We start from the raw sequence: 23,149 nt of genomic DNA on the forward strand, positions 1-23,149 counted from the left end.
TCATCAGAAGACACCGCGCAGATGCGACACCGTGCACACCCCGACGACATCGATGTGCACCGCGATGACGTCGAACCGAATGGTCGGCCAGTGCCGTTCGGAGTCGGCGAGCCACAGACCGGCCAATCGCCGCAACCGTCGGTACTTCTCCGCGGTCACCGCCTGCGCCGGGTCGCCGAACATCGAACCGGTGCGCGTCTTGACCTCGACGATCACCAATGATTCGCCGTCGCCGTCGGTCGGATCGACGGCGACCACATCGATCTCGCCGTGACGGCACCGCCAATTGCGGTCGAGTACCGACCATCCCGCCGCGGTCAGGTACTCGACCGCGGCGTCCTCACCCCGCCGACCGATCAGCTGCCGTCGGTTCGGTTGTCTGCTCTGCGTTGCCACGGGGCAACCATGACCGCCGAACCCGACCACCTCGGTGGACACGACACCCGATCACGGCCGTTCTGTGCAGCAGCACCTTCCTGTGCACAACTCCGACCGTGTCGCGGGCCCGGGCGGCGCGTTGTCAGTCGTCGAGCGCGCGGGCGAACTGGGGCCAGGAGGCGTGCAGGCTGTCCTGCCAGTAGGGCCAGCTGTGGGTTCCCGCGGGCGGGAGACGGAACGTCGCGGGGATGTCGAGCGCGGTCAGTCGCGACTTCAGCGCGACGGTGCAGCGCCGGACGGCGGTCTCGATCACGGCGCCGACCCCGATCCGGGAGACGAGTTCGCCGATGTTGCCGTCGATCCCCGGCCCGGTGATGGTGTCATATTCCCCGGGCTGTCCCGTGCTCGCGGAGATGAACAGCGATGTGCCGCGGAGTCGTTCGGCGTTGATGTACGGGTCGTTCGCGCGCCAGCGCGGATCGCTGGACACGCCCCAGAGGTTGTCGGCGTTGCCACCGCCACGGGCGACGGTGAGACGCACGTAGGCCTGACCCATGGGGTCGGCCGTCATCGCGCAGCCGCTGTAGGCGCCGACCGCCCGGTAGAGACCCGGGTTCTGCTCGGCGAGTTGCAGTACCGAGGTACCGGCCATGGAGATGCCGGCGAGCGCGTTGCGGCCGTTGCCCCCGAACGTCGAGTCCATCAGCGGTGGCAGCTCACGGGTCAGGTAGGTGGCCCACTTCTGGTGTCCGAGCACCGGGTCGTCACGGATCCAGTCGGCGAAGTAGCTGGCGGTACCGCCCATCGGGACGACCACGGTGACGTTCTTGTCGGCGAAGAAGTCGACGATATCGGTCTGGTCGAACCAGCTGCTGTCGTTGAAGCCGCCTTGGGCGCCGTTGAGCAGATACAGCGTCGGGTGCGGCACGGCAGGATCGCGGGCCGGGAGGACACGCACCTGCATGTCGGCCCGCATCGCGGCCGAGCGGACCCGGAGGTACCGGACACCGTGGGGTCCCGTGGAACTGCCGACCACCGTCGCCGACGTCGTCGCAGCAGGGGCCGCCGAGGTCGGTGCCGCGGTCGCCGACGGGGCGACAGTGGCGCCCAGACTCATGAGCAGCGCCACGACGACACCGCTCACCAGTGACGACACCGTACGTCTGCGGACTCCCACACGTGTCGACACGCGCCGGTCGGTCACCCTCGCCATCACTCCCCCTGCTCACGCACTCCCCGACGGCCACCACCTGGCGGTCGCTGCGGCGACGGTATCCCAGGAGAGCCCCGGCACCATGATTTGATATCTCGAACTATTCAGTCAGACAGGCACATTGACAGGCACTTGGAACACGTCACAAGTTCGATGTCCGATTTCCAGATCATCGTTGCCTTGACCACACATCCGACGGTACCTTCCGACCATTCGAACGCGACTCCGACGGCTCCGATACGCGCGCGACGATGCCGCCACCGTCCGCAGCCGGTTCGGAGCCCTGATCATTCCGACCGACCGGCCCCGGTGGCCGGCGACATCGTCGGGGGACATCACATGCTGAAGGGAAACCCCATGCCCGGATCATCACCTGCGCAGGCACGACGACGCTCGACGACGGGTGTGAGCGCATGATCAATTTCGGTCTGATCGACGAGTGGGAGCCCCGCGGCGGCACCCTCACCAGCTGGACCGCGACCCCCGCCTCGGTGGCACGCGCCGCGACGGCTCCCGTGCACCCGGTGCCGGCCTCGCACCAGCAGGAGGAGTACCTGCGCGCGGCCACGCGCAACAGCAGCGCCGGCTTCCGTTTCTCGCGACTGTGCCTGATCTCCTTCGACCTCGAGGGCACGCTCGATCGCGACGCCATGACCGCAACGGTCAACGCGTTCATCCGGCGGCACGACACGTTCCTGAGCTGGTTCTCCCACACCGCCGAGGACGACTCGATCACCCGTCACGTCATCGATCCCGACGGCATCGAGTTCGCGCCGACGACACACGGTCATCGCGAGCACGCCGCGGAGATCCGCACCCACGTGCAGGACGAGACGCCCGGACCGTTCCACTGGGACTGCTTCACCTTCGGCACCATCGAGCGTGAGACCGGGTTCACGATCTACTTCGCGGTCGATCACCTCAATTCCGACGGCGTCTCGCAGGCACTGGCGTGCGTCGACCTGATCGCGCTGTACGGCAACGAACTCGGCGGCGGTACGAACCCACCCGCGCAGGCGGGCAGCTACATCGACTACTGCCGCCGCGAACGCGAGGGCACCGCGGTGCTCACCGCCGAGTCGCCGCAGATCGCACGGTGGCTGTCGCTGCTCGCCGACAACGGCGGCCGCCTGCCCACCTTCCCGCTCGACCTCGGCGCCGGTGGCGCGGACTACACCCGCAGCGCCATGACGACCGTGCGCGTCTACGACGACGACGCGTCCGGACAACGACTCGAGGACGTCTGCCGTGCACACGGTTCCGGTGTCGCCGCCGGTGTCATGGCGGCCGCCGCACTCGTCGCTCACGAGTTCACCGGCACCGAGCGCTATCTGGGTATGACCCCGAAGAACACCCGGTCGACGGCGAGTGAGTTCACCTCCGTCGGCTGGTTCACCAATCTCATCCCGGTGGTGGTCGACGTCCACGCCGACTCCACCTTCACCTCGATCGTCGGTCCGGCGCAGGAGTCCTTCACCGCGGGCAAGACGATGTCGGAGGTGTCGTTGCACCGGGTCCTGCAGCTCGTCGACGACGACTCCGGCATCGACATCGCGCCGGGGTGGGTGGTTCCGATGGTCAGCTACATCGACGTGCGCAAGCTCCCCGGCGCGCAGATGTTCGACCACATCAACGGTGGGGTGTTCGGTAACCGCGGCAGCTCCGAGGAGGTCTACCTCTGGGTGAACCGCTTCCCCGACTACACGGTGATGACACTGCTCTACCCCGACTCCGATCAGGCGCGGGACTCGATCAAGCTCTACGTCGAGCGACTGTTGGGCGTGTTCGGATCGATCGCCGCCACGGGCGACTACCGCCCCGCGGCGGCGTCGACCACCCGGTGACCTCCGTCCCCACCGACACGGTCGCGACGACGGCCTCCCGACGCGCATGGCCCGCGTTCGCCGCGTGCCTGGTCGCGGTCTTCATGCAGATGGTCGACACGACGATCGTCAACATCGCGCTGCCCGACCTGACGACCGATCTCGGCGCCTCGTCGGCCGACCAACTGCTCGTCCTCACGGTCTACACGCTCGCGTTCGCGTGCACCCTCATGACCGCGTCGCGCATCGGGGAGCGCCTCGGGCGACGGCGGGTCTTCATCGCGGCTCTGGCGGGGTTCACCATCGCCTCGCTGCTGTGCGGGATCGCCGCGGGCCCCGGCGAGTTGATCGCGGCGCGCGGACTGCAGGGTGCGTGCGCGGCGTTCGCCTCGGCGCAGACCATCGCGATCATCTCCGCGATCTTCCCCAGGGCGCGTCACGGACTGGTCTTCGGTGTCTACGGTGCGACCGCGGGGGTCGCGGCGATGCTCGGCCCGGTCCTCGGCGGCGCCCTGGTGGGGCTCGATGCCTTCGGACTCGGTTGGCGCACCATCTTTCTCGTGAACCTGCCGTTCGGTGTCGTCGCATGCGTCATCGCCGCGCGGGCGATGCCGCCGGTGGTGGGCACACTGCGTGAGTCCCTCGACGCGATCGGCGTGGCCTTGTCGACGATCGGCCTGTTCCTGCTGATCTACCCGCTGTCGACGGGTCGTGAGAAGGGATGGCCGGCGTGGCTCCTGGCGATGCTGGTGATCTCGATCGCCGTGCTCGTCGCCTTCGTCCTCCACGAGCGCGCGCTGCTGCGCCGCGGCGGCGCGCCCCTGCTGCGGCTCGACCTGTTCGCCGAACGCTCGTTCGCGGTGGGCGCGGTGCTCTCGTTGTTGTTCTTCAGCGTCTTCACCGCGTTCTTCTTCACCGTCTCGATCACCACGCAGTTCGGCCTCGGCTACTCGCCGCTGCACACCGGACTCATCACGTTGCCGTTCGCGCTCGGCGCCGCGGTCGGTTCGCTGCTGTCGCCCCTGGTCGTGACCCGGATCGGACCACGGACACTGACGGTCGGCATGGTCGTCTTCGCCGTGTCGGTGGCGTGGATGGCGATCGTGATCGATCCCGCGCGGCACGACATCGCCGTCGCGACGCTGATCGCGCCGCTGGTCCTCGGGGGCCTGGGCACCGGCATCTTCGTCGCGCCGCTGCAGGCCGTGATCCTCTCGGGCACGACCTCCCGCACGGTCGGCTCGGCATCGGGCACGATCCCGACGGTTCAGCAGATCGGCGGGTCGGTGGGCCTGGCGATCATCGGGATCGTGTTCTTCGCCCTGGTGGGGTCGGCATCGTCGACCGGCGCATCGGCGGGGGCCGACGATCTGCGGGTGCGTCTGGGCGACACCGCGGTTCCCGCCGTCGCGCAACCGATCGTCGTGAGCCGGTTCAGCGACTGCGTGTCGCGTCAGTTGTCGTCACCGCGGCCCGAGGTGTCCCCGCCGGGGTGTTCGACGCAGGACTCGGACGCCGCGGCCGATGTCGGCCCGCAGGCGGCGATCCTCCGTGAGGCACAGCCCGCATTGCGTCCCGCGGCCCGCGTCGCCGCGGCCCGGGCGTTCCTCGAGGCGTTCTCGACGATCATGTGGATCATCTGCGCGACCGCGGCAGCGGTCGCGGCGATCAGCCTCGCCGTCCCTCGTGCGCGGGTGATCGTTCCGGTGGGGACGCCGGCGTCAGTCGGGTAGCGCGCCGTCCTCGGGAAGGCGCAGCTCCGACTTCTCGAGCTCCTCGATGTTGACGTCCTTGAACGTGATCACGCGTACCTGCTTGACGAACCGTGCCGGTCGGTACATGTCCCACACCCAGGCATCGGACATCCGTAGTTCGAAATAGACCTCGCCGTCGGCGTTGCGCGGGACCAGGTCGACCGCGTTGGCGAGGTAGAACCGCCGTTCGGTCTCCACGACGTAGGTGAACTGCCCGACCACGTCCTTGTACTCGCGGTACAGCGAGAGTTCCATCTCGGTCTCGTACTTCTCGAGATCCTCCGCACTCATGGAGGTCAGCCTAGTCACCCACGTCAGGCCGGCGTGACGCGGACGCGCTCGCGGACGTTGCGATAGGACATCCGGTGCTCGCGGGACGGTCCGAGCCGGTCGAGCGCCGACATGTGCAGCTCGGTGCTGTAGCCCTTGTGCACCGCGAAGTCGTATCCGGGGAGGTCGTCCTCCATCGCGACCATGATGCGGTCTCGGGTGACCTTGGCGAGGATGCTGGCGGCGGCGATGCACGCCGCGGCGCCGTCGCCACCGATGACCGGCAACGACGGGACGGTGAGACCCGGCACCACGAATCCGTCGGAGAGCACGTACCCCGGCGTCACGTCGAGCGTGGCGACGGCGCGACGCATGCCCTCGATGTTGGCGACATGGATCCCGATGCGGTCGACCTCGTCGGCGTCGACGATCACGACACTGCTGGCGACCGCGTGACGGGTGATCGACCGGTACAGCGTCTCGCGCATCGTCGGGGTGAGGCGTTTGGAGTCGTCGAGGTCGGCGAGTGAGACCAACTGGGTCGGTTTGAGGACGCACGCGGCGACGACCAGTGGACCCGCACAGGCACCGCGACCGGCCTCGTCGACACCGGCCACCGGGCCGAGACCGCTGTTGTGGAGCGCGAACTCGTAGGTGCGCAGGCTCGCGGCCCGACGGACGGGCGCGCGCGGTGGCCACCGGTTCACGTCATTCCCCCGCTACTTCTGCGGGTTGTGCGCGCCCACACCACCGATCCGGGAGAACGGATAGATGATGAAGCGCACCTTGCCGCGGATGTCGGAGACCGGGACGGTGCCGTTGAGTTCGTCGGTGATGTGATACCGCGAGTCGGCCGAGTTGCCCCGGTTGTCGCCCATCACCCACACGTTGCCCTTGGGCACGGTGACGGGCCCGAAATCGGCTCCGAGGCAGCTGCTCAGGGCACCACCCTCGGAGACCACGAGGCCGGGGTTGACGGTGGTCGAGTCCTGCTGCTGCAGCGCCTTGTCGACGTAGGGCTCGGAGAGGGGTTTGCCGTTGACGGTGACACCGACCTTGTCGGCGTTGCGGCATTGGACGGTCTGGCCACCGACGGCGATCACGCGCTTGACGAGGTCGTTCTCGTCGGGCGGGGCGAACCCGAACCACGACAGGGCGTCCTGGGCGCCGCGCAGGATCGTGTTGTCCGATCGCGGCGAGGTCCAGCCGTCGTCCCACGATTGCGTCGGCGCCTTGAAGACGACGACGTCGCCGGGGGCGGGATCGCTGAAGCGGTAGGTGAGCTTGTCGATCACGATGCGGTCGTTGGTGCATCCGGTGCAGCCGTGCAGCGTGTTCTCCATCGACTCCGACGGGATGACGTACTGGCGACCGATGAAGGTCTGCAGGATCCACGTGAGGACGAGGACGCTGACGATGATGATCGCGGTCTCGCGCAGCGCGGAACGCTTGCGGCCCGAACGCGGGGTGTCGCTCGCACCGTCGCCACGAGTTCGCCAGGGGCGGTGGGTGTCCGAGTCGGCGTCGTCCGTCGCGCGGGCGTCGTCGAACCGGTCCTGCGGGCTGTCCTGGCGGGGGGTGTCGGGCACGTCGATCAGCCTAGTGGACGCGCCGAGGGAGCCGGCCCGACCACGCGGTCGGGACCCGCCCCACTGACCAACGTCAGCGCTTTTCCTTGATCTTGGCGGCCTTGCCGCGCAGGTCGCGCAGGTAGTACAGCTTCGCGCGACGCACGTCGCCGCGGGTGATCACGTCGACCTTCGCGATGTTCGGGCTGTGGATCGGGAAGGTGCGCTCGACGCCGACGCCGAACGACACCTTGCGCACGGTGAAGGTCTCCTGGAGGCCGCCACCCTGGCGGCGGATCACGACGCCCTTGAAGACCTGGACGCGCTCCTTGGACCCCTCGATGACCTTGACGTGCACGTCGAGGGTGTCGCCGGGCCGGAAGGCCGGGATGTCGTCGCGCATCGACTGCTTGTCGAGAAAGTCCAGGGTGTTCATCTGCGGATCCAATCGGTGGTCATCGTCACTGAGTCAGAGGAACCTGGCGGCCGTCGCCGCGGACGGCGACACGGTTCGACCGGTTCGTGATCTAGTCGTGGGGTTCGCCGGACGGTGGCACGGACTGCATCGACCTCGACGCAGCCGCGTCTCCCTCGAACGGCAACCCGACCATTGTGCCAGAGCGCCCCCTCCGGGCGGAAATCGACGACGCCGTCGACGCGACCCCGACTGTTCCGGCGCTCGGGGTGACCGCCGAGCCCGGCGGCGGCGGGGCGGCGTGCACGACCTCGTCGAGCACCGACTCGGCCTCGGAGATGGCGTGCGGGACATCCGGCCGCCCGGCCATGAGGTCCTGCAGATAGATCTTCGCGCGGATCAGCGGCCGCCGCAGCCGGCGCTCGCGCGACATCGCCCGCTCCATCCGACGGGGTCGATGGGTGTAGCGCCACCGCGCCCACGGAGACCCCGGGCGGGCGAGCCGCAGGGCACCCACCAACAGCAGCGGCCACGCGAAGATGCCGATGAGTCCGGTCCAGATCTTGCCCTTGGCCAGCACGATCGCGGCGAGCAGCAGACTGACCGCGGCGAGGGCGACGGTGATGGCCACCTCTCCCCAACCGTCGTCGGGGGACAGTCCCGAGAGCTGGAACAGCTCGAGGGGTCGGAACCCGAGCAGGACCATGCCGGTTGCGCCGAGGGCGGCCCACACCGCGTCGATCGAGGCGCGTCCCTCCTCGGCCCAGTACACGTCACGCAGATAGAAGATGAGCGCGAACTCGTCGAGGACGAGGGCGGCGCCGATACCGAAGAAGCACGCGAGGACCGAGAGCGTGGTCTGGGAGCCCGTGACCGAGACGGCGACGATCGACACGCCCGACACCAGGGAGAGCACCACACCGAAGACCATGTGATGGACGTGGGTCGCGCCGGTGCTGACGTTGCCGAACCACCACGACTTCTCGGCGCGGATGAGGCGGACACTGACGCGGGTGCAGGCGAACCCGACGATGAACCCGATGAAGAACAGGAACAGCGGGAGGCGTCCGGCGTCGAGGATGTCGTGGGTGAACCAGTGGTGCACCAGGTCAGGCTAGTCGAGCGGGTCGTCGGACATGTCGGACTTCGACGGGGATGACGACGGGGTCGGCCGGCGGGCGGCCGAGCCTGTCTCGTCGAGCAGATCCGGGCGACGCGCACGCGTCCGCGCCAGTGACTGTTCGTGGCGCCAGCGGGTGATCGCGGCGTGGTCGCCACCGAGGAGCACCGGCGGGACACTGAGTCCTCGCCAGTGTTCGGGTCGGGTGTAGCTCGGCCCTTCCAGCAGACCGTCGGAGAACGAATCCTGTTGATGCGACGCGGCGTTGCCGAGGACGCCGTCGATGAGGCGCACGACGGACTCGATCATGGCGATCGCGGCGACCTCACCGCCGATCAACACGTAGTCGCCGATGGACAGTTCCCGCACGCGGCCGCGCCGCGCGACGTCGTCGACGACGCGCTGGTCGATGCCCTCGTAGCGACCGCAGGCGAACACCAGGTGCGACTCGTCGCGCAGTTCCTCCGCGACGCGCTGGGTGAACGGTTCCCCGGCGGGTGTCGGGACCACCAGGACGGCGTCGTCGGGGCACACGTCGTCCAGACACGGACCCCACACCTGCGGTTTCATCACCATGCCGGGACCGCCGCCATAGGGCGAGTCGTCGACGGCGCGGTGGACGTCGTGCGTCCAGTCGCGGAGGTCGTGGACGTCGACGGCGAGGATGCCGCGGTCGATGGCGCGACCGAGCAGCGCCATCCGCAGCGGATCGAGGTATTCGGGGAAGATCGACACCACGTCGATCCGCATCCGCGGTGACGGACCGGTCATTCGAGGTCGAGCAATCCGTCCGGCGGGTCGATCTCGATGCGCTCGGTGGTGACCGTCGGGACGATCTCGGCGACGAACGGTACGAGCACCTCGCGGCCCTGCGGGGTGCGCACCACGAGGGTGTCGCCGCCGGGTAGGTGCAGGATCTCGGTGAGCTCGCCGACCGGGTCGCCCCCCACCGTCGTCACCGCGACCCCGATCAGTTCGTGGTCGTAGAACTCGTCGGGATCGTCGCCGGAATCGACTGCGGCGGTGTCGATCAGGAACAACACACCGCGTAGCTCGTCGGCGGCACCACGGTCGTCGACGCCGTCGATGCGCAGGAGCATCCGTCCGCCGTGGTCGCGGGCACCGGAGACGACGAACTCGCGCTCACCGCCGCCCTTCGGCAGGCGTCCGCGCAGGCGGGAACCGTCGGCGAAGCGGGTGTCGGGGTCGTCGGTGCGTACATCGACGACGACCTCGCCGCGGACGCCGTGAGATTTCACGATGCGTCCGACGACGAGGTCCATCGAATCGGTCTGTTCGGCGATCGGGCGATCAGCGATCGGTGTCGACGATGTCGAGACGCACCCCGCGGCCACCGATACCGGTGACGAGGGTGCGCAGGGCGGTGGCGGTGCGACCGCCACGGCCGATGACCTTGCCCAGGTCCTCGGGGTGCACGTGCACCTCGACCATCCGGCCCCGGCGACCGGTGATCATGTCCACCGAGACGTCGTCGGGGTTGGCGACGATACCGCGCACCAGGTGCTCGATGGCGTCGGCGACGATCACGCTCACGCGTCCGTCCCGGCGGACTCGGCGGCCGGTGCGGCGTCGGCGGCGGGTGCCTCGGCGGCGGGCTCCTCGGCGTCAGCCTTCTTGGCGGCCTTCTTCTTCGGGGTGGTGGCCTCGGCGGCGGGCTCGCTGTCGGCGGCGGCGAGAGCCGCATTGAACAGGTCGAGCTTGCTGGTCTTGGGCTCCTTCACCTTGAGGGTGCCCTCGGCGCCCGGGAGGCCCTTGAACTTCTGCCAGTCACCGGTGACCTTGAGCAGCGCCGCGACGGGCTCGGTGGGCTGTGCGCCCACGCCCAGCCAGTACTGCGCGCGCTCGGAGTCGATCTCGATGAGGCTGGGCTCTTCCTTCGGGTGGTACTTGCCGATGGTCTCGATCGCACGGCCGTCGCGACGGGTGCGGGCGTCGGCGACGACGATCCGGTACTGCGGGTTGCGGATCTTGCCGAGGCGGGTGAGCTTGATCTTGACAGCCATAGTTTCTCTCTCATCTGCGGTCACAGTGCAATTCAGCGACCCACCCGGTGTGGTGGGCCCGGTTTTGCGGTTTGTGGTGGTGTGACCGTCGGGCGGTGCGTGACCGGGTCCGACGAACCAGCGGCCCATTCTGCCACGCAGGGGTGGCCCCGACGAAATCTCACCGAGGGGCGTCTACAGGACGGCGCCACCGCAGACGACCGCGCGGGGCGCGTGCAGCGTCTCGATGTCGACGCGCGGATCGGCGTCGAGCACGATCACGTCGGCGCGCTCCCCCTCGTCGAGGGTGCTCCCCGACAGCCATTGCCTGGATCCGACGGTCGCGGCGGCCACCACCGCGGCGGCGTCGAGCCCGATGGTGGTCAGCGCGACCATCTCGTCGACGATGCGGCCGTGGTCGACGAACCCGCCGGCGTCGGTGCCCGCGTAGATCGGCACACCGGCCTCGACGGCGTGGGCGAACACGTCGTGGGCGCCGGCGTGCAGCGCGCGCATGTGCGACTGATAGGTCGGGAAGCGGTCGGCGCCGTCGGCGATGGACGGGAAGTTCTCGACCTGGATGAGTGTCGGCACGAGAGCGATGTCGCGCTGCGCCATCGCCGCGAGGAGGTCGTCGGTGAGTCCGGTGCCGTGTTCGATGCAGTCGAATCCCGCGGCGATGACACCGTGCAGGGCGTCGGTCCCGAAGATGTGCGCGGTGATGCGGGCGCCCTCGGCGTGCGCGGCATCGGCCGCCGCAGCGAGTTGCGCGTCTGTCCACAGCGGCGCGAGATCCCCGATCTCGCGGTCGATCCAGTCCCCCACCAGCTTCACCCAGCCGTCACCGTCGTGAGCCTGCCGGCGGACCTCGTCGGCGAGGGTGTCGGGGTCGTCGAGTTCGACGCCGTACCCGCGCAAGTAGCGCTTGGTGCGTGCGATGTGGTGACCCGACCGGACGAACCGCGGGCCGTTCGGATCGGCGTCGAGCGGGTGGGTGTCCAGCGGCGAGCCGACCTCGCGGATCAACAGGGCCCCGGCGCGGGCGTCGAGCCGGGCGAACCCCCGCGCCTGGTCGATGGTGACCCCGAGACCGGGGGCGATGCCGACGTGGTTGTGGGCGTCGACGAGTCCCGACGTGATCCACCCGCCGTCGCAGACGGTGTCGGCACCGGGCACCGGCTCGAAGGTGATGACCCCGTCGTGGGTCCAGAACTCGACCGGGTTGTCGGTGTCGACGCAGTGGCCGCGGAAGTGCAGTGCGGCAGAGGGCGATTCGTGCATCACGCGGAGGGTCAGCCGCGCTTCTTCGGCTTCTGGAACTGCGAGATGTCGATGCCCTCGAGACCCGGCGGCAACTCATCGAGTCCGGCGGGCATGTTCGACAGGTCCGGGAACCCGGCGGGCATGCCGGGCATGCCCATCCCGGGCATGCCACCGCGCATCTTCGGCGGGGTGGGTCCGCGACCGCTGCCCTTCTTCCCCTTCTTGCCCTTCTTGCTGCGATTGCTGCGGCGGTTCGCACCGGGCATGCCCATGCGTCCCGACATCGCCGCCATCATCTTGCGGGCCTCGTAGAAGCGGTCGACGAGCTGGTTGACCTCGCTCACCGCGACACCGGAGCCGTTGGCGATACGCAGGCGTCGTGAGGCGTTGATGATCTTCGGGTTGTCGCGTTCGGCGGGGGTCATGCCCCGGATGATCGCCTGCACACGGTCGAGCTGCTTGTCGTCGACCTGGCTCAGGGCGTCCTTCATCTGACCGGCACCGGGCAGCATGCCCAGCAGATTCCCGATCGGCCCCATCTTCCGGATCATCAGCATCTGCTCGAGGAAGTCCTCGAGGGTGAGCTCGCCCTGGGTGATCTTCGCCGCGGCCGCCTCGGCCTGCGTGGCATCCCAGTGCTCCTCGGCCTGCTCGATGAGGCTCAGAACGTCACCCATGCCGAGGATGCGGCTGGCCATGCGGTCGGGGTGGAAGGTGTCGAACTCCTCGAGCTTCTCGCCCGACGACGCGAACATGATCGGCGCGCCGGTCATCTCGCGGATCGACAGTGCGGCACCACCGCGGGCGTCGCCGTCGAGCTTCGTGAGCACGACACCGGTGAAGCCGACGCCGGACGCGAACGCCTCGGCGGTGGTGACCGCGTCCTGACCGATCATGGCGTCGACGACGAACAGGACCTCGTCGGGCTGCACGGCGTCGCGGATCCCCGCGGCCTGCGCCATCAGTTCGCTGTCGATGCCGAGGCGGCCGGCGGTGTCGACGATGACGATGTCGTGCTGCTTGGCGCGGGCCTCGGCGACACCGGCGCGCGCGACCTCGACCGGGTCGGCCGCGCTCACACCGAGCTCACCCTCGCCGCCGACGGAGGTCCCCGGATGCGGCGCGAACACCGGGGTGCCCGCACGCTCACCGACGATCTGCAGCTGGCTCACCGCGCCCGGGCGCTGGAGGTCACACGCCACCAGCAACGGGGTGTGTCCCTGCTTGGTGAGCCACGCCGAGAGCTTGCCCGCCAGCGTCGTCTTACCGGCACCCTGCAGACCCGCGAGCATGATGACCGTGGGTGGGGTCTTGGCGAACGCGATCCGCCGCGTCTCGCCGCCGAGGATGCCGACGAGCTCCTCGTTGACGATCTTGACGATCTGTTGCGCCGGGTTCAGCGCACCCGACACCTCAGCGCCCTTCGCGCGCTCCTTGATCCGGGCGATGAAGCCGCGGACCACCTGCAGCGACACGTCCGCGTCGAGCAGGGCGAGGCGGATCTCCCGACAGGTGCGGTCGATGTCGGCGTCGGTGAGCTTTCCCTTGCCGCGCAGGTCTTTGAGTGCCCCGGTCAACCGGTCGGACAGCGAATCGAACATGGCCCTACCCTATCGGGACGCCGGCCGCGCTCGTCCCGTCGTCGCTCTCGCGGGGCGGTTCGGGCGGTGGGACCACCGCGAGCACCGCCTCGGCCAGCGTCCGACGCATCGCGTCGTCGTCGGACGATCCCGCCGGCAGCCGCAGACAGAACGTGTCCACGACTGTGCCTCCCATGGTCGACACCGAGGCCCATTCGATGGTCACGCCGTGGGTGTCGAGCACCGCGGCGACCCGGCTGAGCAACCCGGAACGATCGGCGGCGCGCAGCTCCATCACGATGCGGTCGCGCGTATCGCCCGCGGACCCGTCGTCGCCTGGGCCGGTGGGATCGACGTCGAACCACAGCACCTTCGGCGGGGCCTGCGCGAACAGTGCGGGCACCGCGATCGGCGCGCCGTCGGGGTCGGTGACCGGCGGCGGTGCCGTGGGGATCGGCGAGTCCCGTTCGCGGGCGTCGATGCGTGCGATGACGTCGAGGGTGCCCGCGGTCGCCTGCAGCAGTTGTTGTCGCAGCAGACCGGCGTCGGGCGGGTCACCGAAGGCGGGCACCACGAGGAAGGTGTTGACGATGCTGTCGGCGTAGGACTGGACCGCGGCGCTGCGGCACCGCAGACCGTTCAACGACAGCACCCCGGCCATCTTCGACAGCAGGCCCGGTTGATCGGGCGCGATCATCGTGACCAGGTGTGTGTGCATGCTGCCGGTCCCGACGATGTCGACGTGGACCCCACCGGCCTTCGCCCGGTCGCGTTGGTCGTCGGTCAGCGGGTCCGGGCGGTGCAACTGCTCACCGTCCATGACGCGCAGGCATTTCCGGACCAGGTCGCCGATGAGCGACGCCTTCCAGTCCCCCCACACCCCCGGGCCGGTGGCCAACGAGTCGGCCTCGGCGAGCGCGGCGAGCAGTTCGAGCAGCTGGCGGTCCCCGCCCAGCGCGTCGACGACGGCCTGTGTCGTGGCGGGGTCGTCGAGATCGCGGCGGGTCGCGGTCGCCGGGAGCAGCAGGTGGTGGCGCACCATGGCCGACAGCGTCGCGACGTCCTGCGGCCACAGACCGAACCGGTTGCCGATCTGCGTGGCGAGTTCGGCGCCGACGATGCTGTGGTCGGCTCCGCGCCCCTTGCCGAGGTCGTGGAGCAGGGCACCGAGGACCAGCAGGTCTGGCCGCGACACCCGCGTCGTCATCGTCGAGGCATAGGCCGTGGTCTCCACGAGGTGCCGGTCGACGGTCCAGGTGTGGATGGCGTCGCGGGGCGGGAGGTCGCGCACCGCACCCCATTCGGGCAGCAGACGTCCCCAGAGGCCGGTGCGGTCGAGGGCCTCGATCGGCGCCACCATGTGTCGCCCGGTGCCCAGCAGCACCAACAGGTCGCTCAGCGCCTCGGCCGGCCACGGCTCACGCAGTTCGGGCGCGAAGTCGGCCAGCCGTGACAGGGTCGAGGCGCTGATCGGGAGTCCGGTGCGGGCCGACGCGCCGGCCACGCGCAGGATCAGTCCCGGGTCCTTGCTGGGAATCGCGTTGCGCGCCAACACCACTTCACCGGAGTGTTCGACGACACCCTCGTCGAGGGGGCGACGTACCGGTGAGCGACGCAGTTTCGCGAGACCGCGGCGCGGCAGTGCGTTGCCTGCGGTGCGCAGCCCCACCTCCACCGAGTAACTGATGGTGCGGGCGCTGTCGCTGATCACCCGCGCGAGGTCGAAGCGGTCGCCGATGCGCAGTGCGGCACCGATCTCGTCGGCGTCCTGGGCGCGGAGTTGTTCGCGCGGGCGGCCGGCGATCCGGTGCAGTTCGGTCCGGATGTCGAGCAGCCGGTTGTAGGCCACCTGCAGCCCCGCCCCCGGAGAGTCGGGTCGCAGGTTGGCCATGCCGTCGGTGAGCTGCGCGATGGCGAGTGCGCCGAGCATCTGCACGTCACGCAGTCCGCCGCGGCCGTTCTTGAGGTCGGGTTCGGCGCGGTGGGCGATGTCGCCGCTGCGGCGCCACCGGTCCGACGCCTGGTCGACCAGTTCCGGGAACCGGGTGCGGATGTCGCTGCGCCACTGACGCCGGACGCCGCTGATGAGCAGCGTGGTCAGCGCCTCGTCACCGGCGATGTGCCGGGCCTCGAGCAGTCCGAGCGCGGCGGTCATGTCCGCTGCGGCGACCTGCAGGGCCTGCGGGACGGTGCGGACACTGTGGTCGAGCTTGATGTGGGCGTCCCACAGGGGGTACCAGAGCGCGTCGGCGACCTCGGACACACGGGCGGTGTCCATGTCGTCGTGCAGCAGGATCAGGTCGAGATCGGAGTGCGGCAGCAGTTCCTGGCGCCCCAATCCGCCGACGGCGACGATCGCGAAACCGCTGTCGGGGCGGACGCCGATCTCGGCGCCCTTGGTGGTGAGCCAGAAATCGTGGAGGTCGACGAGGATCTGCCGGAGTGCGGGTGCGTCTGCCCGCTTGGTGCCGTCGGTCGTGCGCAGGAGTCGGCGGCGGGCGTCGACGAGGTCGGTCGCGGCCGCGGGTGCGGCCGGGGTCGGGGTGCGCGGCCCGGACGATCGATCCGGCGACGGGGAAGGCCCCGCGTTCGACGTCGAGTCGGACGCAGGGCCTTCCGCGTGGTCGCCGTGCGAATCGTCACCGCTGGTCACGAAGGGCACAGGTGTACGTATACCTCTAGAGCGCGTCGCCGCCACGCTCGCCGGTGCGCACCCGCACCACCGAGTCGACCGGCGAGACCCAGACCTTGCCGTCACCGATCTTGCCGGTGCGCGCGGCCTCGACGATGACGTCGACCACCTTGTCCACGGCGGCGTCGTCGACGACGACCTCCACGCGGACCTTCGGCACGAAGTCGACCGAGTACTCCGCACCGCGGTAGACCTCGGTGTGGCCCTTCTGGCGGCCGTAGCCCTGAACCTCACTGACCGTCATGCCCAGGACCCCGGCCTGCTCGAGCCCGGTCTTGACGTCCTCCAGCGTGAACGGCTTGACGATTGCTGTGATCAGTTTCACTGACTCATCCCTCCTTGCCGAGAGCGACGCCGCTCTGGCTCAATGCGCTGCTTCCGGAGCTTCCACCGAGTGCGGCGAAGTCGTAGGCGGACTCGGCGTGTTGCGACTCGTCGGCGCCTTCGGCTTCACCCTCGGGATCGATACGGAGTCCGATGGTGAATTTGATGATCAGGGCAATTATGGCAGTTGCGATGGCCGAGTAGGCGAGCACGGCGAACGCACCGACCGCCTGGCGCCACAGCTGATCGAATCCCCCGCCGTAGAACAGACCGTCGACCGCAGCCGGCGCCTGGTGGGTGGCGACCAGTCCGACCAGCAGCGTTCCGATGAGACCGCCGACGAGGTGGACACCGACGACGTCGAGCGAATCGTCGAAGCCGAGCTTGTACTTGAGTCCGACCGCGAGGGCACAGATGGCTCCGGCGACGACGCCGATGACGAGCGCGCCGAGGACGTTCACCGAGGAACACGACGGGGTGATGGCGACCAGACCGGCGACCACACCCGATGCGCCACCGAGCGAGGTGGCGTGGCCGTCGCGGATGACCTCGACGACGAGCCAGGCGAGCATGGCCGCGGCGGTGGCGACGGTGGTGGTGAGGAAGGTCGAACCCGCGACACCGTTCGACGCGGTGGCCGAACCGGCGTTGAAGCCGTACCAGCCGAACCACAGCAGACCGGCGCCGAGCATCACGAACGGCAGGTTGTGCGGACGCATCGGGGTGCCGGGCCAGCCGCGACGCTTGCCGAGGATGATCGCGAGGACGAGGCCCGCGACACCGGCGTTGATATGGACCGCGGTACCGCCGGCGAAGTCGATCGCCTTGAGCTTGTTGGCGATCCAGCCGCCGGTCTCACCGGTGTAGCCGTCGAACGCGAACACCCAGTGCGCCACCGGGAAGTACACGATGGTCGACCAGAGCACGGTGAACGCGGCCCAGGCACTGAACTTCATGCGGTCGGCCACGGCACCGGAGATGAGGGCCACGGTGATGATGGCGAACATGAGCTGGAAGACGACGAACACCGACAGCGGCAGGGTGCCGAAGAGCGGGATGTTGACCGCTTCGGAGGCCGCGGTCCCGGTGGCGGGATCGGCGGCGACCGCAGCCGCGCCGTTGCCGCTGATGACACCCTTGAGCCCGAGGTACTGCCCCGGGTCGCCGATGATGTTCCCCTTGTCGTCGCCGAAGGCGAAGGAGAATCCGTAGAGCACCCAGAGCACGGTCACGATGCCCATCGAGATGACGCTCATCATGATCATGTTGAGGACGTTCTTGGCGCGCACCATGCCGCCGTAGAAGAACGCCAGACCTGGGGTCATCAGCAACACGAGCGCTGCGCTCGCGAGCATCCAGGCGGTGTCACCGGTATCCGGGACACCCATTGCGGGGTAAGCCACCCTATTCCTCCTCGATTTTCACCACCACGACATGAGGCCGCGGCTTCGATCTGGGAGAACTTTCCTATCCGGATGTTTCGGTGATGGCTACTGCATGTTTCCCGGGTGTGAACGGATCGGCGCCCCATATTTCGGGCAGGTATCGCCCCAGGTCAGAAAGTCGTGAGCAGAGGCAAACGACTCGCGCGATCGGGCAAAACGGGCGCAGCGGGTCGGGTGCGGGCCGGCTCAGCCCAGCAGGGCGTCGACGAACGCACCCGGCTCGAACGGCGCCAGATCGTCGGCACCCTCGCCGAGTCCGACGAGTTTCACCGGCACCCCGAGCTCGTGCTGCACGTGGAAGACGATGCCGCCCTTGGCCGTGCCGTCGAGCTTGGTGAGCACGACGCCGGTGATCGCGACGACCTCGGCGAAGACCTTCGCCTGCATCATCCCGTTCTGGCCCGTCGTCGCGTCGAGGACGAGCAGCACCTCGTCGACGGCGGTCTTCTTCTCGATGACGCGCTTGACCTTGCCGAGCTCGTCCATCAGACCGGTCTTCGTGTGCAGCCGGCCCGCGGTGTCGACCACCACGACGTCGACGCCGTCGGCCACACCGGTGGCGACCGCATCGAACGCGACCGACGCGGGATCGGCACCCTCGCGTCCCCGGACGGTCTGCGCCCCGACGCGCTCCCCCCAGGTCTGCAGCTGATCGGCGGCCGCGGCGCGGAAGGTGTCCGCCGCGCCCAGCAGCACGCGGCGACCGTCGGCGACCAGCACGCGCGCGAGCTTGCCGACGGTGGTGGTCTTGCCCGTGCCGTTGACGCCCACCACGAGCAGCACCGCAGGTACGCCGGCGTGCGGGAGCGCCCGGATCGAGCGGTCGAGATCGGGCATCAACTCGGCCATCAGCACCGTTCGGAGCAGTGCGCGGACCTCTGCGGCGGTGCGGACCGACGACGTCGCCAACCCGGTGCGCAACGCGTCGACGACGCGGGCGGTGGTGGCGCTGCCGAGGTCGGCCGAGATGAGCGTGTCCTCGATCTCCTCCCAGGAGTCCTCGTCGAGATCGCCGCCACCGAGCAGTCCCAGCACGCCCTTGCCGAGGGTGCCCTGCGAGCGGGCCAGGCGGCCGCGCAGACGGAGCAACCGGCCGTCGACGGGCTCGATGACGTCGAGCGGCGCGGGCGTGGCGAGGGCCGAGGCATCGGTGTCGGCCGTCTCGGGCTCGGTGCCGGCCGTGTCACCATCCGGCGTGTCGAGATCCGGTGTGTCCAGATCGGGCAGGGAGATGTCTTTCATCCCCCGCTGCGCGGAGTCGCGCGGGACCGACGCGTCGTCGCCGACACCGGGTTGACCGTCGGTCTCTGTGCGCTCGTAGGTGGTGGCCGGCGGTGTCACGGTCGGCGGGGGCACCGATGTCGTCTCCGACGGCGGATCGGCGAGACCGGCGCCGCCACCCTGGCTGAAGGTGAAACCGCCGCCCGCCTGGTAGCCGCCGGAGCGATCGACCTCACGGGTCGGCTGGTCGGTCGAGGTGCCGTCGCGCAACGAGATACGGCGCCGGTTCGCGACGACGCGGGCGATCAACACGACGGCGAGGATCGCGACGATCACGCCGACGACGATGCCGATGATGAGTTCGGTGTTCACCCGATCATTGTGTCAGCCGACGCCCGGGCGCCGACGGGCCGATCAGGCGCCCAAGGTCGTGACGTCGACCCCGCGCAGGCGCTGGGAGATGACGGTGGTGATGCCGTCGCCCTGCATGCTCACCCCGTAGAGCGCGTCGGCGATCTCCATCGTCGGCTTCTGGTGGGTGATGACGATGAGCTGCGAGCGTTCCCGGAGTTGCTCGAACAACCGGATGAGGCGCCGTAGGTTCGTGTCGTCGAGGGCGGCCTCCACCTCGTCCATCACGTAGAACGGCGAGGGCCGCGCCCGGAAGATCGCGACGAGCATCGCCACGGCGGTCAGGGACTTCTCCCCGCCCGACAGCAGCGAGAGCCGCTTGACCTTCTTGCCCGGCGGCCTGGCCTCCACCTCGATGCCGGTGGTGAGCATGTCGGTGGGGTCGGTGAGCACCAGGCGTCCGTCGCCCCCGGGGAACAGGGTCTTGAACACCTCGACGAACTCGCGCTCGACGTCGGCGTAGGCCTCTGTGAACACCTGCAGGATCTTCGCGTCGACGTCGTCGACGACGTCGAGGAGGTCACGACGCGCGCTGCGGACATCCTCGAGCTGGGTGGAGAGGAACGTGTAGCGCTCCTCGAGTGCGGCGAACTCCTCCAGGGCGAGCGGGTTGACCTTGCCCAGCGTGGTGAGGTCCTTCTGCGCACGCTTGGCGCGTGCCTCCTGGGCCGCGCGGTCGAACCGCATGGGCGCGGGCGCGACCACGATCTCGCCGCGCTCGACGGCCTGCCGGTACTCGGTCATCTCGAGCTCGGTCGGCGGCATCTCCACATCGGGGCCGTACTCGGCGAGCAGGTCGTCGAGCCCGATGGCGTGGGTGGAGACGATCTGCTCCTCGAGCTGCTCGACCCTCAGCGAGGCCTGCGCCCCGGCGACCTCGTCGGCGTGGAGGCGATCACGCAGTCGGTTCAGCTCGCCGGTGAGCTCGGCGACCCGGCGTCGGGCGGCGTCGAGCAGCGCCGCACGTTCGGTACGGGCGGTCTCGAGGCCGTCGCGGGTCCGTTGGGCGTCGGCCACCGCTCCGCCCAGTCGGGCGATGATGTCGTCGGCGGCGGTCACCACCACCTCGGCCACTGCGGCGGCGTGCGCCCGGGCGCGGTTCTGTCGTTCGGCACGCGCACGGGCGTCACGCTCGGATTCGGCCGCGCGACGCAGGGAATCAGCACGGCCCCGCACCGACGCCAGACGTTCCTCGGCAGTGCGCAGCGCCAGCCGGGCCTCGGTCTCGGCGGTACGCGCCTCGGCGACGGCACCGGCCGCGGCGACACGTTCACCGTCGGTGTCGAGATCGCTCTCGTCGTCGTCGGGGTCGATCTGCGCCGCACGCAGCCGCTCCTCCATCTCGGCGAGTTCGGCGAGGGCGGCGGTGCGACCCGATTCGATCGTGCTGCGCTGGGCGGCGAGCCGGGCCGACTCGTCGCGGGCGGCGCGCACGGTCTGCCCCAGGCGGGCGAGCTGCTCGTACACCGCGCCCACGGCCGCATCGGATTCGTGCAGTGCGACCAGCGCGTCGTCGGCCGACTGGCGACGGGCCTCCTGCTCGCCGAGGGCACCCGAGAGCGCCGCGGCGATCTCCTCACCCTGGTGGGCGGTGATGACGAGATCGGCCTTGGCGGAATCGATGTCGGCCTGCAACTCGAGGGTCGACGGTCGACGGTCGGAGCCGCCGCTGATCCATCCCGGACCCAGCACGTCCCCGTCGAGGGTCACCACGTGCAGGCGGTCGCCGGCCTCACGAGCGCGGGCGGCGACGTCGGCGGCGACCGTGTCGCTGTCGGCGACGACGGTGTCGGCGAGCAACAGGTCGACGGCGCCACGCAGTTGCTCCGGAGCGGTCACCACCTCGGCGGCCCACCGCGCACCGGTCGGCAGCGAGGAGCCCTGCCGCCGCGGCGCGGTCAACCCGCCGAGCAGCAGTGCGGCACGGCCGGCGTCGGCGTCCTTCAGGGTCGCGAGCGCGGTGCGGGCGGCGTCGGTGTCATCGGCGGCGACGGCGTCGGCGGCGGGACCGAGCGCGGCGGCGATCGCGGCCTCGTAGCCGGGGGCGACCTTCACCAGGTCGACCACCGAACCCTGCAGTCCCCGAACGTCGTTCGACAGCAGCCAGGCGCCACCGTCCTTGCGCGTGAGGTTCGTCGACAACGCCTCGATGCGGGCGGTGAGCGACGCGACCCGCTGTTCGGCGGCGCGTTCGGCGGCCTGCAGCTCCGCGACACGTTCGTTCGCGTGGTTCAGGGCGACGACGCTGCGTTCGTGGTGCTCGTCGAGGCCGCGTTCGGTCGCGTCGAGGTCGCCGACGGTCGCCGCGACGGTGTCGAGTTCGGCCTGCGCCTCGTCGGCGCGCCGGTCGGCGTCGACGATCGCGGCCGACAGACGGGCCGCCTCGGCGTCGGTCGACCCCGCGCGGGTGGCGAGGTTGGTGACCTGACCCTCCAGGCGCACCAATCCCTCACGCCGGTCGGCGACCGCGCGCACCGCCGCCAGATGGGCCCTGTCGGCCTGCGCGGCAACCGATTCCGCTGCGGCGAGCGACCCGCGGGTGGCCTGGAGTGCGTCATCGGCCTCGGTGACCGCGTAGGCGCGGATCTCCTCCTCCTCGGCGGCGGCAGCAGCCTGGGCGTCGAGTTCGTCGGGATCGCGTCCGGTGGCGGCCGCGACGACGGGTTCGGCGAGGTGTCGCACCCGCTCGGAGGCGACGCGCCGGGTCGCGTCGACCCGCTCGGCGAGGGCCGAGAGCCGGAACCAGGCCGCGGCGGCCTGTTGCGCGGCGGGCGCGATCGCCGCGACCTCGGTCTCCAGGTCGGTCATCTCGGCTGTCGCCCGATCGAGATCGGCGGCCACGCGGTCGGAGTTCTCGCGGATGAGGGTCTCGGTGGCGGTCTGCTCGGCCATGGCGGTCCGCAGTGTCACCAGGTCGTCGGCCGCCAGCCGCAGACGCGCGTCACGCAGGTCGGCCTGCACGGTCTGGGCGCGCCGGGCGACCTCGGCCTGGCGACCCAACGGCTTGAGCTGTCGACGCAGCTCGTCGGTGAGGTCGGTGAGGCGGGCGAGGTTCGCCTGCATCGACTCGAGTTTGCGGACGGCCTTCTCTTTGCGCTTGCGGTGTTTGAGGACCCCGGCCGCCTCCTCGATGAAGGCGCGACGGTCCTCGGGACGCGACTCGAGGATCGCCGAGAGTCGCCCCTGCCCCACGATGACGTGCATCTCGCGTCCGATGCCGGAGTCGCTGAGCAGTTCCTGGACGTCCATCAGGCGACACGTACTGCCGTTGATCTCGTACTCGCCGGCGCCGTCGCGGAACATGCGCCGGGTGACCGAGACCTCGGAATAGTCGATCGGCAGGGCGCCGTCGGAGTTGTCGATGGTGAGGGTGACCTCGGCGCGGCCCAGCGGCGGACGCCCGGAGGTGCCGGCGAAGATGACGTCCTCCATCTTGCCGCCGCGCAGGGCCTTGGCCCCCTGCTCCCCCATCACCCAGGTCAGAGCGTCGACGACGTTCGACTTACCCGACCCGTTCGGTCCGACGACACAGGTGATCCCTGGCTCGAACTTCAGGGTGGTGGCCGACGCGAAGGACTTGAATCCCTTCAGCGTCAGGCTCTTGAGGTGCACGACGGTAGAGATTACCCACGTGGCACACCGTCGGTGGACATCCGACTCGTCGCCCGG

20 protein-coding genes are annotated in these 23,149 nt (G+C 69.7%); 2 read left to right on the top strand and 18 right to left on the bottom strand.

Features of this window, described 5'->3' with window-relative positions; genetic code table 11:
* Nucleotides 1–3: 3 nt before the first annotated feature.
* Both ASG12_RS10875 and ASG12_RS10880 read right to left on the bottom strand, forming a co-directional pair.
* A complete protein-coding gene (locus ASG12_RS10875) occupies nt 4–396 on the bottom strand; it encodes a YraN family protein (protein WP_082501912.1) in 393 nt (130 codons plus the stop codon).
* A 124-nt stretch (nt 397–520) separates the two neighbouring features.
* Nucleotides 521–1,495: an alpha/beta hydrolase gene (locus ASG12_RS10880; RefSeq protein WP_156378067.1), complete on the bottom strand. Its 975-nt coding sequence runs from the start codon at nt 1,493–1,495 to the stop codon at nt 521–523.
* 509 nt (nt 1,496–2,004) lie between these two features.
* On the opposite strand from ASG12_RS10880, the gene ASG12_RS10885 reads away from it, so the two are divergent.
* Nucleotides 2,005–3,435, top strand: a complete 1,431-nt coding sequence (locus ASG12_RS10885; RefSeq protein ID WP_055789074.1) for a condensation domain-containing protein — start codon at nt 2,005–2,007, stop codon at nt 3,433–3,435.
* Nucleotides 3,432–5,147, top strand: a complete 1,716-nt coding sequence (locus ASG12_RS10890; protein WP_055789077.1) for a DHA2 family efflux MFS transporter permease subunit — start codon at nt 3,432–3,434, stop codon at nt 5,145–5,147. The genes ASG12_RS10885 and ASG12_RS10890 overlap by 4 nt, the downstream gene beginning before the upstream one ends.
* Here the strand turns inward: ASG12_RS10890 and ASG12_RS10895 are convergent.
* The 16 genes from ASG12_RS10895 to smc all read right to left on the bottom strand — a co-directional run bounded on the left by ASG12_RS10895 (nt 5,136) and on the right by smc (nt 23,092).
* Nucleotides 5,136–5,459 carry a DUF2469 domain-containing protein gene (locus tag ASG12_RS10895; RefSeq protein WP_045822426.1) on the bottom strand — a complete coding sequence of 108 codons (324 nt, stop codon included), beginning with the start codon at nt 5,457–5,459 and terminating at the stop codon, nt 5,136–5,138. The genes ASG12_RS10890 and ASG12_RS10895 overlap by 12 nt on opposite strands.
* A 23-nt stretch (nt 5,460–5,482) precedes the next feature.
* Nucleotides 5,483–6,145, bottom strand: coding sequence for a ribonuclease HII (locus tag ASG12_RS10900; RefSeq protein ID WP_045822425.1), 663 nt, complete (start codon nt 6,143–6,145; stop codon nt 5,483–5,485).
* Between the two features lie 12 nt (nt 6,146–6,157).
* The gene (lepB, locus tag ASG12_RS10905) at nt 6,158–7,027 is read right to left on the bottom strand and encodes a signal peptidase I (RefSeq protein WP_055789081.1); all 870 of its coding nucleotides are present in this window, start codon (nt 7,025–7,027) and stop codon (nt 6,158–6,160) included.
* 73 nt (nt 7,028–7,100) lie between these two features.
* Nucleotides 7,101–7,442, bottom strand: coding sequence for a 50S ribosomal protein L19 (gene rplS / locus ASG12_RS10910; protein ID WP_045822423.1), 342 nt, complete (start codon nt 7,440–7,442; stop codon nt 7,101–7,103).
* Nucleotides 7,443–7,533: 91 nt separating this feature from the next.
* The gene (locus ASG12_RS10915; protein WP_055789082.1) at nt 7,534–8,526 is read right to left on the bottom strand and encodes a hypothetical protein; all 993 of its coding nucleotides are present in this window, start codon (nt 8,524–8,526) and stop codon (nt 7,534–7,536) included.
* A gap of 9 nt (nt 8,527–8,535) precedes the next feature.
* Nucleotides 8,536–9,291 carry a tRNA (guanosine(37)-N1)-methyltransferase TrmD gene (gene trmD / locus ASG12_RS10920; protein ID WP_055789582.1) on the bottom strand — a complete coding sequence of 252 codons (756 nt, stop codon included), beginning with the start codon at nt 9,289–9,291 and terminating at the stop codon, nt 8,536–8,538.
* Between the two features lie 17 nt (nt 9,292–9,308).
* Nucleotides 9,309–9,824 carry a ribosome maturation factor RimM gene (gene rimM, locus ASG12_RS10925; RefSeq protein WP_045822450.1) on the bottom strand — a complete coding sequence of 172 codons (516 nt, stop codon included), beginning with the start codon at nt 9,822–9,824 and terminating at the stop codon, nt 9,309–9,311.
* A 28-nt stretch (nt 9,825–9,852) separates the two neighbouring features.
* A complete protein-coding gene (locus ASG12_RS10930) occupies nt 9,853–10,095 on the bottom strand; it encodes an RNA-binding protein (RefSeq protein WP_055789085.1) in 243 nt (80 codons plus the stop codon).
* A complete protein-coding gene (gene rpsP / locus ASG12_RS10935) occupies nt 10,092–10,565 on the bottom strand; it encodes a 30S ribosomal protein S16 (RefSeq protein ID WP_055789087.1) in 474 nt (157 codons plus the stop codon). Before rpsP ends, ASG12_RS10930 begins: the two co-directional genes overlap by 4 nt.
* Before the next feature lie 174 nt (nt 10,566–10,739).
* Complete coding sequence (locus tag ASG12_RS10940) at nt 10,740–11,825, bottom strand: amidohydrolase family protein (RefSeq protein ID WP_055789090.1); 1,086 nt, start codon at nt 11,823–11,825, stop codon at nt 10,740–10,742.
* Between the two features lie 11 nt (nt 11,826–11,836).
* Nucleotides 11,837–13,408, bottom strand: coding sequence for a signal recognition particle protein (gene ffh / locus ASG12_RS10945; RefSeq protein ID WP_055789093.1), 1,572 nt, complete (start codon nt 13,406–13,408; stop codon nt 11,837–11,839).
* Between the two features lie 4 nt (nt 13,409–13,412).
* Nucleotides 13,413–16,049 (bottom strand): [protein-PII] uridylyltransferase, encoded by a 2,637-nt coding sequence (locus tag ASG12_RS10950; protein ID WP_055789095.1) that lies wholly within the window; start codon nt 16,047–16,049, stop codon nt 13,413–13,415.
* Nucleotides 16,050–16,065: 16 nt separating this feature from the next.
* Nucleotides 16,066–16,404: a P-II family nitrogen regulator gene (locus ASG12_RS10955; RefSeq protein ID WP_045822416.1), complete on the bottom strand. Its 339-nt coding sequence runs from the start codon at nt 16,402–16,404 to the stop codon at nt 16,066–16,068.
* A 4-nt stretch (nt 16,405–16,408) separates the two neighbouring features.
* Nucleotides 16,409–17,791, bottom strand: coding sequence for an ammonium transporter (locus ASG12_RS10960; RefSeq protein ID WP_055789098.1), 1,383 nt, complete (start codon nt 17,789–17,791; stop codon nt 16,409–16,411).
* A gap of 243 nt (nt 17,792–18,034) precedes the next feature.
* Entirely contained in the window at nt 18,035–19,441 is a 1,407-nt protein-coding gene (ftsY, locus tag ASG12_RS10965; protein WP_055789102.1) for a signal recognition particle-docking protein FtsY, read from the bottom strand.
* Between the two features lie 42 nt (nt 19,442–19,483).
* On the bottom strand, nt 19,484–23,092 hold the full coding sequence (gene smc, locus ASG12_RS10970) for a chromosome segregation protein SMC (protein WP_055789106.1): 3,609 nt from the start codon (nt 23,090–23,092) through the stop codon (nt 19,484–19,486).
* Nucleotides 23,093–23,149: the final 57 nt, after the last annotated feature.

This window comes from Williamsia sp. Leaf354, from assembly GCF_001424365.1.
Lineage (GTDB): Bacteria > Actinomycetota > Actinomycetes > Mycobacteriales > Mycobacteriaceae > Williamsia_A.

Excerpts from the sequence above, each read along its gene's own strand:
- ASG12_RS10880 (WP_156378067.1), bottom strand. The coding sequence starts at position 1,495 with ATGAGTCTGGGCGCCACTGTCGCCCCGTCGGCGACCGCGGCACCGACC.
- ASG12_RS10885 (WP_055789074.1), top strand. The coding sequence starts at position 2,005 with ATGATCAATTTCGGTCTGATCGACGAGTGGGAGCCCCGCGGCGGCACC.
- ASG12_RS10895 (WP_045822426.1), bottom strand. The coding sequence starts at position 5,459 with ATGAGTGCGGAGGATCTCGAGAAGTACGAGACCGAGATGGAACTCTCG.
- rplS (WP_045822423.1), bottom strand. The coding sequence starts at position 7,442 with ATGAACACCCTGGACTTTCTCGACAAGCAGTCGATGCGCGACGACATC.
- trmD (WP_055789582.1), bottom strand. The coding sequence starts at position 9,291 with ATGCGGATCGACGTGGTGTCGATCTTCCCCGAATACCTCGATCCGCTG.
- rimM (WP_045822450.1), bottom strand. The coding sequence starts at position 9,824 with ATGGACCTCGTCGTCGGACGCATCGTGAAATCTCACGGCGTCCGCGGC.
- rpsP (WP_055789087.1), bottom strand. The coding sequence starts at position 10,565 with ATGGCTGTCAAGATCAAGCTCACCCGCCTCGGCAAGATCCGCAACCCG.
- ASG12_RS10940 (WP_055789090.1), bottom strand. The coding sequence starts at position 11,825 with ATGCACGAATCGCCCTCTGCCGCACTGCACTTCCGCGGCCACTGCGTC.
- ffh (WP_055789093.1), bottom strand. The coding sequence starts at position 13,408 with ATGTTCGATTCGCTGTCCGACCGGTTGACCGGGGCACTCAAAGACCTG.
- ASG12_RS10960 (WP_055789098.1), bottom strand. The coding sequence starts at position 17,791 with ATGGGTGTCCCGGATACCGGTGACACCGCCTGGATGCTCGCGAGCGCA.